This window comes from Psychrobacter halodurans (assembly GCF_017498075.1).
Lineage (GTDB): Bacteria > Pseudomonadota > Gammaproteobacteria > Pseudomonadales > Moraxellaceae > Psychrobacter > Psychrobacter celer.
Map to the genome: position 1 here is coordinate 22,395 of NZ_JAGBKN010000008.1, position 12,355 is coordinate 34,749.

Sequence of the window (12,355 nt, forward strand, 5' to 3'; positions counted from 1 at the left end):
GTGTCACGCTTTGCAAGTGCATAAATCAGGTTTGAACATTCATATTAACAATAAGGGTATCTTATGTCAGCTACGGCCACGTCAAACGCCACCTTCATCTCTCAAGTTACCGCCCTTGCCGATTGCGTCGGGCAGACACCCTTGGTGAAATTGCAGCGCCTGCCTGAGCAAGAGCAGATTGCGGGTGGCACGGCGGTCTTGGCCAAGCTAGAAGGCAATAACCCAGCAGGCTCGGTAAAAGATCGCCCAGCATTTAATATGATTTATCAAGCAGAGCGGCGCGGTGATATCAAACCAGGTGATATGCTGATTGAGGCCACCAGCGGCAATACGGGCATCGCGCTCGCCATGGTTGCCGCCATGCGCGGCTATCCGATGACGCTGCTGATGCCGACCAACTCAACCCAAGAGCGCAAAGACGCCATGACGGCTTATGGTGCCACCCTCATCGAGGTCGATGAAGGCATGGAAGCGGCGCGCGACTTGGCTCTGCAGATGCAAGCCGATGGCAAAGGGATTGTGTTGGACCAGTTCAACAACCCTGACAATAGCCAAGCGCATTATCTCACCACAGGCCCTGAGCTGTGGACACAAACAGACGGTAAAATTACTCACTTTATCAGCTCTATGGGGACCACAGGTACGATTACTGGGGTGTCTCGCTATCTAAAAGAGCAAAACCCAGATATTAAAGTGATTGGCCTACAGCCTGAAGAAGACGCCTCTATCGCAGGTATCCGCCGCTGGCCTGCTGAATATATGCCGGGTATCTTTGAGGCTGATTTGGTCGATGAGGTGATGGATGTCGATCAACGTATCGCCGAAATCTATATGCGCAAACTGGCCAAAACCGAAGGCATTTTCGCTGGGGTGTCATCTGGTGCCGCTGCATGGGCGGCACTGCAAGTCGCCAAAGAAAACCCTAATGCCGTCATCGCCTTTATCGTCTGCGACCGCGGCGATCGTTATTTATCGACTGGTTTATACAATGTAGATGACGACAAGGTTAATGACGACAGTGTTAATGACGACAATGTCGTTAACGGTACAGAAAACGCCGCACAATAAGCCAACAATTAATTAGGTTTACCTATGTCACAAGCCTTACCATCCGACCCGATACTGGTCTTTGATATCGAGACTGTTGCCGATACTGATGCGGCGCGCCGTATCTATCCGCAGTTGGCTGAGCTTAACGATGCCGATGCCCTCAGCGCACTGACAGCGATACGCACACAAGAAGCGGGACATGATTTTATGCGTCTGCCGCTGCAGCGTATCGTCTGTATATCAGCGCTGTATATCAAAGACGGTCAGTTTTCTTTGTTTTCTTTGACGGCGGACAAATTTAGCGAAAAAGACATTCTTGCTAAGTTTTTTCGGGCGTTTAATGATCTTGAAAAACTGCCGCAACTGATCAGCTGGAACGGCTCTGGCTTTGATATTCCGGTGCTTATTTATCGCGCCATGCAGTATGACTTGGCAGCGCCATGGCTATTTGAAGAAGGCGAGCGCATCAAAAACATGCGTTTTGATAATTACGTCAATCGCTTTCATACTCGCCATCTAGACTTGATGGATAGATTTAGCCAGTATGGTGCTAGTCGCCGCGAAGCCATGGACGTGGTCGCAAGCCTCTACGGTCTGCCTGGCAAAACCAGTATCGATGGTAGCATGGTGGGGGATCTGGTTAATGATGCAGATTGGCAGACACTGTCGATATATTGCGAGTCTGATGTCATGAATACGTGGCTGATTTATTTGCGCTGGCTACGACTAACCGGACAGCTGTCTTTGCAGGACTTTGATATATGGCAGCAGCAGAGCCTGACTTATTTAAGACAATATACCCAAGCAGATGGCAGTCCACGTCATCATGAGTTTATCGCTGATTGGTCGTCGGCACCCGACGCTTAAACCCTGTGATTGACCATCCGATATTACCGCAGTGCTATGAGCAGAGCTATACACAGTAGCACTCACCCTTATTTTTCGTTATTTATCATTTATTATTAAGGCAGGTTTATGCAGCCCACCGATTCAAAGACTTCTACGGCACCCGAGGCGACGACGCCTGAGAGCGCTCGCCAAACAATCACCATTCCGCCCAACAAAAAAAAGTCCAAACCCTCTTCAAAGACGCGCCGACGGTTAAAAGAAGCTGAGCCGCTGCCTTTTTCGATTGATGGTCTATCACATGATGGTCGCGGCGTGGCGATATATGGTAATGGCTTTGGCGTAGATGACGGCCATATCGAAGACAAGCACGGCAAAAAAGTCTTTGTCAGCTTTGCCTTACCAGGTGAGAGCGCTTTAGTGAAGTTGACCAACAGTCGTGCCAGCTTTGAAGAAGGCGACGCTGTGAGTATTACGGCCAATCCAAATCCTGAGCGCGCGGTTCCGCCCTGCCCGCATTTCGGCGTCTGCGGCGGCTGTAGCTTGCAGCATTGGCAGCCAGATGGCCAAATCAATTTTAAGCAATCAGTACTGGCAGAGATGCTCATCCATCAGGCCAATGCCGAGCCTGATACTTGGCTGGCGCCTGTGGTCGGTGATCGCCTCGGCTATCGCACCAAAGCGCGCTTGGGCGTACGCTATGTCGCCAAAAAAGAAACGGCCTTGGTCGGATTTCGAGAGCGCTCTAGTAACTTTTTGGCGGAGCTAAATGAGTGTCATATTCTAGACCCGCGTATCGGTTTTGAGATTGAAAACCTAAAAGCGCTGATTAGTACTTTAGAGAGCCGTGACAAGATTGCCCAGCTTGAGCTGGCGATGGGTGAACAAATAGACGGACTACCAGACGGCAATCAGCCCGTTGCTTTGATCGTACGCAATTTGGCGCCGTTGTCAGAGGCGGATGTAGAAAAACTAAAGGCGTTTTTTGCAGCGCGCAACTGGCAGTTGTATCTACAGCCCAAAGGTGCTGATAGCATTCAGCGTATCGCCTTGAGCGCTGATGATGATATGAGTCAGCAGTTTGGACGTTTGTATTATCAGCTACCCGAGTTTGACCTGACGTATGAATTTATTCCAACTGACTTTACGCAAGTGAACTTATCCGTCAACCGTCAAATGACCAAGCTTGCTTGCGACTTGTTGGATTTAAAAGCAGGCGAACGGGTACTGGATTTGTTTAGTGGACTGGGCAATTTTAGTCTGCCCTTAGCGCGGCTTGTCGGAGAGACAGGCTCGGTGGTCGGCGTAGAAGGCAGTGACGCAATGACCGCGCGCGCCGCAGACAACGCTCGCCGTAATGGCCTTAACAACACAGAATTTTATAGTCAGGATTTGACGCATGATTGCTCAGATCAGCCGTGGGCCAACCAAGGCTTTGATGCACTCTTGATCGACCCACCACGCTCTGGCGCGTGGGAGATTATGCAGTATCTGCCCAAGTTCAACGCTGAGCGCATCGTTTATGTCTCTTGTAACCCAGCGACGCTCGCACGCGACACCAAGGCTTTATTAGAGCAAGGCTATCGCCTGACGCATGCTGGGGTGATGGATATGTTTTGTCATACCGGTCATGTAGAGTCCATTGCCCGTTTTGAGAAGGTTGCGGTCTGATATTACTGGCGTGTCCTTACCAAACAAGGACACGCTGTCTTTATCAAAACTATAGATAATATCGCGAGGCAAACCCGCTAGTTCAACCTATCAACAACAGACATTACATAGCCTCGCTTGATTTGTCGCCTCAAAATGAGATAATAATAAACAATCTTCCTATGTCTACTCTATCAGCACATGGCGAAGACGTGCACTCATAGCTTTATATATTTTATTTGCATTTTATAGCTGCTAAAAAAGGATTTTTTAGCAGTTGTATTGGTTTATAGCTGACACTTTGTGATCTCATCCAAAGTGCGTGCAGAGTAGATGAAGTTATAATCAATTCAAGATAGCTAAGAGGAGTCGGCTATGGTCAAAATTCGTGAAGGATTGCCGTTGGTGGATGGACAAACCACTCAAGCTGACAGTGCCACACTAGCGGCGCAACTGGTTGCGAGCCAGCGCTCTCACCAATCTGCCAATAGCTATGCCCAAATTCCTCTCGATATCAAATACCAACTGGCCACTCATAAGCTGCACACCACCTTTGATCGCTCCGCCGACCCTGCGCTGCATACACATGACCCAAAGCTTGCCAATGAGTATGCAAACAATCCGCTTTTGGACAAAAACAACACCCTGACCAAAAAAGAGCTGGAGGCGATTAATCTAGATCAAGTCAACATCGACGTCCCAACGTGGCTGGACAATGTCGCCAAACGTATCGGCCAAGATGCGGTGCCCAATCTCAGCGCGGCTTGTGAGTTTATTCGCAGCCATATGAATACCAGTGAGTCCGAGCGCTCAGGTGCTTATGTCACAGGTATTGGCATGACCGATATTTTGACGTACCTGTATCAAGACGAAGATGCCTTGGTGGCAGCGATGCTTTATCGTAGCGCTCGCAAGTCTATCATTAACCTGACAGATATCGAAAAAAACTTCGGAGCAGACATCGCCACCTTGGTCAAAGATACCTTGGCGATGGGTAAGCTGTCGGAGATCATCGAGAGCAACAAGCGTTTAGAAGACCACTTTGTCAACAACCAGCGCGACCAGCTCTCTAACATCTACAGCATGCTCATCTCGGTCACCAACGATGTCCGTGTTGTACTGATAAAGCTTGCCGAGCGTACCTTTGCCATGCGCGAGCTAACGTTTTCTAGTAAGGAGCGGCAAAATCGCGTGGCGCGAGAAGTCATGACCATCTATGCCCCACTAGCGCACCGATTGGGTATCGCCCAATTAAAGTGGGAGCTAGAAGACTTGGCTTTTCGCTATCTGGCACCTGAGCGCTACAAAGAAATCGCTAAGCTGCTGTCAGAAAAACGCAGTGAGCGCGAGTCTTATATCCAGCGCGTGCAAGACAAGCTCAATGAGGCGCTGGCAGACGCCGGTATCGAAGGAGAAGTATCGGGACGCGTCAAACACATCTACTCGATTTATCGAAAAATGAAGCTCAAAGGCTTATCGTTTGATCAGCTTTATGATATTCGGGCGCTACGGGTTTTGGTCACCAGCCCCTCAGATTGCTATCACGTACTTGGGCTCGTCCATGGCTTATGGCGTTATATTCCTGAGCAGTTTGACGACTATATCACCAACCCGAAGTCCAACGGCTATCGCTCGCTGCATACTGCCGTCATTGCCGAAAACAAATCGCTGGAAGTACAGATTCGAACGCACGAGATGCACTTTGAGGCCGAGCTTGGCATGTGCGCGCATGTCAATTATAAAGAAGGCCTAAAAAACAAAAAAGACAACTACCTCAATCAAAGAATCAGCTCGCTGCGGCAGCTTTTGTCCATTAATAACGAAACCCGCAATCAGCCGCGCTCGGCAGTTTTAGCAGGCGAAGAAATAGAAGAGCTGGAGCTTGATGAAGAAGAACAGTTAGTCGATTTCGATGAGCTGGAGCGCATTTATATCTTTAGTCGTGATGGCGATATCACCGAGCTGCCAAAAGGCGCGACCGTCCTTGATTTTGCCTATTATGTCCATACGCAGGTGGGCAACCGCGCACAGGCAGCGCGGGTCAATCAGCGCTATGTGCCGCTGACCTACCAGCTCAAAACGGGCGAGCAAGTAGAGATCATCACCAAAGCCTCACGTGAGCCTAATCGTGATTGGCTGGTGGCCTCGCTTGGTTATATCCATACCAACCGTGCACGCTCAAAACTACGCCAATGGTTTAACAAGCAAGACCGTGACAAAAACATCGAGATTGGGCGGCAAATGCTCAGCAAAGAGCTTGAGCGCTTGTCCGTACATCCCAACAGCATCGATCTCAATGACTATACCCAGTATTTTAATGTCAATAATACCGATGATATCATCGTCGGGTTGGTCACCGGTGACATCGGCTTAAACCAGCTCACCAGTCATATCTCGCGTCAGCTACAGCTAGAGCCGGAGCGACCGCCAGAGGATTTTGTACCCAGCATCGATACCAAAGACACAAGCAAGCTCGATGCCTATAAGATACGAATCGATGGACTGGATAATATCGAAATTAACTTGGCGGGCTGCTGTCACCCTATCCATGGCGAACCCATCGCCGGCTATATCACCTTGTCACGCGGTGTCAGTGTCCACAATCGTGGCTGTCCAGAATATCTGCGTCTCATCGAGCGTGATCCTGAGCGCGAGGTAGAGGCCAGCTGGCGCGTCCAACCTGGCCGCTATCAACCAGTCGATATACATGTAGAGGCCTATGATAGACGAGGGTTATTACGCGATTTGACACAGATTATTGACAAAGAAAACGTCAATATTCGCCAAGTTGAGACGTTAAGTAATGACGACAATATCGCTTTTTTGAAGTTCCATATCGAAGTATCAGGACTGGCGCACTTGTCTAAACTATTGGCCAAGCTCGAGCAGCAGCACGGTATCTTGCATGCCAGACGTGCCGTCGCATAAGGCGCGTATTTTTATAGCCTGTCCCTTGACCTAAGCTTACAAACTTACCTTAATCATAGAGTTATCATAAAACATCATGCCAGAATTGCCTGAAGTAGAAACCACCAAGACCAGCCTAAGCCCCTTACATGGTCAGCAAGTCGTTGACATACAAGTGTTTCAGCCAAAACTGCGCTGGGCTATGCCAGATGATTTGGGAAGTTTGATTCATCATACCTTAGTCAGTGTGGAGCGCCGCGCCAAATACTTGATCCTAAACTTCTCACCCTCTACTTCTGATGATGGCTCTCAGCACGCTCATATAAAGGAGCCAAAAAAGCTATTGGTGCATTTGGGTATGTCAGGCAGCCTGCAACAACACGAGCATACGACCGAAAAACGCAAACACGATCATCTGGTGATCACATTTCGCGATACTGACAACAACAAAACCCAGCTGCACTACTATGACCCTAGACGGTTTGGCTCGGTGCTCTGGTATCGAGACTATCGCACCAAGCTGCTTGATCACTTAGGCCCTGAGCCTTTGTCAGAGGCGTTTACCGCTGACTATCTGTACCATCTGATTCAGCGGACAACTGCACCTAACGACAGCAATGATACAGCGGCTGCCAGTACCACCAAATCAAAGAAACAGCCGATCGCCCGCGCAATTAAATCAGTGATTATGGAGCAGCAGGTCGTCGTTGGTGTGGGCAATATCTATGCGACAGAAAGCCTATATTTATCAGGTATTCATCCCGCCACCCCAGCCCGTCAGCTCTCCTATGAGCAGCTATTGGTTTTGGTCGCTCATATCAAAGATATTTTATTAAAAGCCATAGAGCTTGGTGGCTCGACTCTACGCGACTTTACGGTGGCAAGCGGCACCACGGGCTATTTTCAGCAAACACTCAATGTTTATGGCAGACAAGGAGAAGCTTGTCCACACTGCGATACACCCCTCAAAAACATCAAACTTAACGGCCGAGCAAGTGTCTATTGTGCCAACTGTCAGCCTCTAAACTCTTAGGTGGTGCTCACCTGTTAGCAGCTCAGCTGACTGTTATCTCATTGGCTTTAAACAACCACTCATAATGCTCTACTGTCTATCGATAATACAATCGCCGTTTCTATTTCCGCCGCGCGATTGTACGCATTTTTGTTGCTTATTGACGCACATCTTGCTTTAATAGTGCTAGCACTTACATAAGTTGTGCAAATCATTCATCTATCTGTAATATTCAAGCTATCTATTATTGCGGTAACTTTATAGGGACGCGGTTTCCGAGTTGCTTTAAAAGCACCAGCAAACCATATTAATCATGAGTTTTAGGATATCATTATGACTGTTAGAGCCAACAACCAACGCGCCGTTAAGCAGAAACTTTTTACAGCAGTCGCAAGCTTAGGTTTTATGGCGGCTAGCATGCAGCCTGCGTTGGCAGCGATAGAGATTGATGAAAGCGACTTTGGCCCCTCTTATGAAACCATGGTCGTGGATACCGTCGTAGGCAAGCCTTTGCAACTGGTCAATGCAGTTGCTGGCACTGCCGCTTATATCGTCAGTTTGCCATTTTCTATCATCGGGGGTAACCCAGATCAAGCGCAGCAAAAGCTGTTCGTTGAGCCGTGGAGTGCCATGGGTCGCTGCTTAGGCTGTACCGTCTCCGAAGATAACTATTATAAATCACAAGCCGTCAATGATAACGTCGTACGTATCGTCGTAGACCAGCCATCAGAGATCTTAATCAATACCAATGATTATGTGGTCGTAACCCCTTAGTCTTTGCTTCTTTGCTCTAATCCCCTTGCCTTAGTCTTTGCTCTAAATCTCATTATCTTTGTCCTAACGCATATGCAAAAAAATGGCTAACCCTAGGGTTAGCCATTTTTTTACTGAATTTTGAGCTTAAACAAATTTTCGTACTATATTTTAGCACTGAGTGTTTAAGCTCTGGTTTGTCTTACCCTTTTTTGCTACGGCTGTGACGCTTACGATCACTTTCCGTCAAATAACGCTTACGGATACGAATGGCTTTTGGTGTCACCTCGACCAACTCATCATCTTGAATAAACTCAAGCGCTTGCTCAAGGGTGAACTTCACAGCTGGCGTCAATGTCAACGCTTCATCAGTACCACTAGCACGAACGTTGGTTAGCTGTTTTGCCGTCGTTGGGTTAACGGTCATATCATCACTACGTGAGTTTAGACCGACGATCATGCCTTCGTAGACTTCTAGCTGTGGCTCAGCAAATAGCTTACCGCGTTTTTGTAGGTTAAATAGTGCAAAACCTAGACATACGCCATTGGCCATAGACACCAATACACCATTAGCGCGGCCACCGACATCACCAATTTTTTGAGGACCATAGTGAGAAAAGCTCGATGTCATGATGCCCGTGCCTGAGGTTAGTGTTAAAAACTCAGAACGGAAACCAATCAAACCGCGCGCAGGCATCGTTGCCTCAATACGCATACGACCTTTACCATCAAGCTCCATATTGGTCATCTCGCCTTTACGTAGACCAACTTGCTCCATGATAGGGCCTTGATGCTCTTCTTCGATATCAAAAACCACGTTTTCATACGGTTCTTGTAGCTTACCATCGACTTCTTTTACGATAACTTCAGGACCTGATACCCCAAGCTCAAAACCTTCACGGCGCATGTTTTCGATCAATACTGAAAGGTGTAGCTCACCGCGACCTGATACTTTAAATTTATCAGGAGATTCTGTATCTTCTACGCGCAGGGCGACGTTATGAATCAGTTCGCGCTCTAGACGCTCACGAATATTACGTGACGTCACAAACTTACCATCACGACCAGCAAACGGTGAATTGTTTACTTGGAAGTTCATAGATACCGTTGGCTCATCAACCGTCAACGCTGGTAGTGCTTCTACATGGTTTGGATCACAGATGGTGTCTGAGATATTTAATGCATCGATACCCGTGATACAAACAATATCACCTGCTTGAGCATCTTCTACATCGATACGCTCAAGACCGTGGTAACCCATGATTTTTAAAATACGGCCGTTACGTGTTTTGCCGTTTTTATCAATAATCGTGACCTGTGTGTTGGTCTTTACTTTACCGCGCTGGATACGACCAACCCCGATAACACCAACAAAGCTGTTGTAATCAAGGCTTGAGATTTGCATACGGAATGGCGCATCTACATCTACTTGAGGTGGCTGTACCACATCAACGATGGTTTTAAACAGTGGCGTCATGTCTTCTGCCAAATCATCAGCATCTAAACCTGCAATACCGTTTAGCGCTGAAGCATATACTACTGGGAAGTCAAGCTGCTCATCGGTTGCACCCAAGTTATCAAATAGATCAAAAATTTGATCCATGACCCAGTCAGGACGCGCGCCTGGACGGTCGATTTTATTGATAACCACGATCGGCTTTAGACCTTGCTCAAATGCTTTTTGCGTCACAAAACGAGTTTGTGGCATTGGGCCATCAACCGCGTCCACTACCAACAATACACAGTCAACCATTGACATAACACGCTCGACTTCACCGCCAAAATCGGCGTGACCTGGGGTGTCTACAATGTTGATACGGTATTCGGTACCATCAGTCTGATCTGTCCAGCGGATGGCTGTGTTTTTAGCCAAAATAGTAATACCACGTTCTTGCTCAATATCACCTGAGTCCATCGCACGCTCAGCAATGTTTGCACGGTCGCCAAAAGTACCAGACTGATGTAATAACTTATCAACCAAAGTGGTTTTACCGTGGTCAACGTGGGCAATAATTGCAATGTTACGCAGGTGTTTGATATCGTTCGCCATATAAAATGCTCGTTTCGTCTTAAAAAAATGCAGTAGCAATAAGCGCCGCTGGATAAACTTTTATCATCAATCAGACAGGTATTTAATACTGATTTAAAAAGTCGTCCAATAAGTACCGACTTTCTAATTATTTCAAGAGAATCAAATATCTACACTGATAAATTCATCATACAGATAGCTATGCTAATGTACACTCTGTCAATTTACAGAATGTTTGGGCTGCTAGTATAACATTATTGCCCGATAAATTTATGTAATTACTTGCTTTTCTCAATACATAAATAAAAAAAAGCCACCCTATGGGCGGCTTTTTTTGTAACTATATATGAGTGTTTTTCAATCAAGACTTAAGTCTATCAGTTATTATTTACTGAACAACCATGTCTTTAGTTTGCTCAACAGTCATTGTTTTGTCACCAGTGATGATGGCATAAACACGACGGTTCATAGCACGACCTTCTTCAGTATCGTTTGGCGCGATTGGGTTGTTGTAACCATAGCCAACAGTTGTTAGACGGTTTGGCGCGATACCAAATTCGTTAGTTAGCATAGATTTAACCGCAACGGCACGAGCTTCAGATAGACGTTGGTTATAACGTGCTGAAGGACCAGTCTTAGAAGCATGACCTTCTACGCGAGCGGTAGAATTAGGATACTCACGCATCTTCTCAGCCACTTTAGCGATTTCTGGCTTGTACTGGTTTTTGATCGTTGACTTGTCGTTGTCAAAGAATACGCGTAGTTCCATTTTTAGCTCATCAGTAATATCTACTGGAACTGGGCAACCACGCTCGTCAACGACAACGTTCATTGGAGTGCCTGGGCAAGCGTCGATGCTATCAGGTACACCATCACCATCAGAATCAAGGTCATCAACAACCACGACTGGCGTGTTGTCAACTACTGGCTCTTGCATAGGTGGTACTGCTACTGTAGGTGCTAAATGGCCACCAAGTACAACTTCTAGGCCGGCCAATGCCATGCCTTCCCACCAGTTGTTGTCAAAGTTGTGAATCGCACGAGCTTCACCACGTAGGCTTAGTGCATCGTTGATACGATACATAGCACCTAGACCTAGGTTACCAATAGTGTCTTTAGAGTTTGCTACTTCAGTACCAGCTTCTACAGTTCCACCAGCAGTAGTACCTTGAGCATCAGCTGTTGCTACATATTGCTCTTGGTTTTCTACTTTGATTTTAGATTGACCGGCACCAACCAATACATATGGTTTGAATGCGCTGTCAGTGTAACCCGTGAACTCTTCAGTACCGATCAAGAAGTTACCAGAAAGCATGGTTTGTTCTACGTCGAAACGGTTTACGCCAGCATCTGCTGATCTTTCTGAAGCTTCGCCATTGGTATTAGTAACACCATACTCAACTTGGAACTGCGTAGAAGGTGTCAATTCGATACCAAGAGCAGCACCAGTATAAAGACCGCTTTCTTGCGCTACGCCACCGTTAAGGTTACCATTGCGACCATCGATTGGCTGCGAAGGGGTTTGACCATCCATATATAGGTCTTTACCAGTTCTTAGGATATCACGTTGCTTATCACTAGTATCACTGAACTCTTCAGTCATGTGATAACCAAGTAATAGCGGGCTAATTGTTACGCCAGCATTTGCTGCTAAAGGCGCAGCTGCTACAGCAACCAGAGCTAGAGCAATTTTATTCAATTTCATGGACTTCCTCCAAAGGATAATTTTAGTGATGCGTTAAGCAAAACCGCTTCTCAAGACGCTCTAAAATAGACATCTCTTACGAATTTTAAGTTACAAAGCAAAACCAATTAAGGAGTAGCTTAGCGATTATCAATTCAGTTTACAACTTTTTTCGTTAACGAGCTACACATTATTACACGATAATGTCGTAACTAAAACACAATAACCAGCTTAAGTTACCTAGAACTAACACACCTTACGCTTTTTATCTTTTGTATGTCAGTTCGCAATAGATAGTTCACTTAACAATACCTACTGTCTGAGCGTATTTTAATACAGTTAGTAATTTTTCTCTATTGCTAAAACCCAGCATTCACCAATTGAAACATTTTTTGACAGTAGACATATATTTTGTTTAAACTAC

Annotated in this window: 8 protein-coding genes; 6 read left to right on the forward strand and 2 right to left on the reverse strand. The window is 46.7% G+C overall.

Features of this window, described 5'->3' with window-relative positions; genetic code table 11:
• Nucleotides 1–63: 63 nt before the first annotated feature.
• The 6 genes from cysM to J3491_RS05295 all read left to right on the forward strand — a co-directional run bounded on the left by cysM (nt 64) and on the right by J3491_RS05295 (nt 8,239).
• The gene (cysM, locus tag J3491_RS05270; RefSeq protein WP_207969420.1) at nt 64–1,068 is read left to right on the forward strand and encodes a cysteine synthase CysM; all 1,005 of its coding nucleotides are present in this window, start codon (nt 64–66) and stop codon (nt 1,066–1,068) included.
• 24 nt (nt 1,069–1,092) lie between these two features.
• Nucleotides 1,093–1,917 carry a 3'-5' exonuclease gene (locus J3491_RS05275; protein WP_207969421.1) on the forward strand — a complete coding sequence of 275 codons (825 nt, stop codon included), beginning with the start codon at nt 1,093–1,095 and terminating at the stop codon, nt 1,915–1,917.
• Nucleotides 1,918–2,025: 108 nt separating this feature from the next.
• On the forward strand, nt 2,026–3,567 hold the full coding sequence (gene rlmD, locus J3491_RS05280; RefSeq protein ID WP_207969422.1) for a 23S rRNA (uracil(1939)-C(5))-methyltransferase RlmD: 1,542 nt from the start codon (nt 2,026–2,028) through the stop codon (nt 3,565–3,567).
• Between the two features lie 354 nt (nt 3,568–3,921).
• Nucleotides 3,922–6,474: a RelA/SpoT family protein gene (locus J3491_RS05285; RefSeq protein ID WP_207969423.1), complete on the forward strand. Its 2,553-nt coding sequence runs from the start codon at nt 3,922–3,924 to the stop codon at nt 6,472–6,474.
• 76 nt (nt 6,475–6,550) lie between these two features.
• Nucleotides 6,551–7,486, forward strand: a complete 936-nt coding sequence (gene mutM, locus J3491_RS05290) for a bifunctional DNA-formamidopyrimidine glycosylase/DNA-(apurinic or apyrimidinic site) lyase (protein WP_207969424.1) — start codon at nt 6,551–6,553, stop codon at nt 7,484–7,486.
• Nucleotides 7,487–7,798: 312 nt separating this feature from the next.
• The gene (locus J3491_RS05295; protein ID WP_207969425.1) at nt 7,799–8,239 is read left to right on the forward strand and encodes a hypothetical protein; all 441 of its coding nucleotides are present in this window, start codon (nt 7,799–7,801) and stop codon (nt 8,237–8,239) included.
• Nucleotides 8,240–8,420: 181 nt separating this feature from the next.
• On the opposite strand, the gene typA is transcribed toward J3491_RS05295, so the two are convergent.
• Both typA and J3491_RS05305 read right to left on the reverse strand, forming a co-directional pair.
• Nucleotides 8,421–10,268, reverse strand: coding sequence for a translational GTPase TypA (typA, locus tag J3491_RS05300; protein WP_100748911.1), 1,848 nt, complete (start codon nt 10,266–10,268; stop codon nt 8,421–8,423).
• Between the two features lie 367 nt (nt 10,269–10,635).
• The gene (locus J3491_RS05305) at nt 10,636–11,952 is read right to left on the reverse strand and encodes an OmpA family protein (protein ID WP_100748910.1); all 1,317 of its coding nucleotides are present in this window, start codon (nt 11,950–11,952) and stop codon (nt 10,636–10,638) included.
• Nucleotides 11,953–12,355 lie beyond the last annotated feature (403 nt).

Bases quoted from the DNA above. Each gene is read 5' to 3' on its own strand.
- cysM (WP_207969420.1), top strand. From the start codon at position 64: ATGTCAGCTACGGCCACGTCAAACGCCACCTTCATCTCTCAAGTTACC.
- J3491_RS05275 (WP_207969421.1), top strand. From the start codon at position 1,093: ATGTCACAAGCCTTACCATCCGACCCGATACTGGTCTTTGATATCGAG.
- rlmD (WP_207969422.1), top strand. From the start codon at position 2,026: ATGCAGCCCACCGATTCAAAGACTTCTACGGCACCCGAGGCGACGACG.
- J3491_RS05285 (WP_207969423.1), top strand. From the start codon at position 3,922: ATGGTCAAAATTCGTGAAGGATTGCCGTTGGTGGATGGACAAACCACT.
- mutM (WP_207969424.1), top strand. From the start codon at position 6,551: ATGCCAGAATTGCCTGAAGTAGAAACCACCAAGACCAGCCTAAGCCCC.
- J3491_RS05295 (WP_207969425.1), top strand. From the start codon at position 7,799: ATGACTGTTAGAGCCAACAACCAACGCGCCGTTAAGCAGAAACTTTTT.
- typA (WP_100748911.1), bottom strand. From the start codon at position 10,268: ATGGCGAACGATATCAAACACCTGCGTAACATTGCAATTATTGCCCAC.
- J3491_RS05305 (WP_100748910.1), bottom strand. From the start codon at position 11,952: ATGAAATTGAATAAAATTGCTCTAGCTCTGGTTGCTGTAGCAGCTGCG.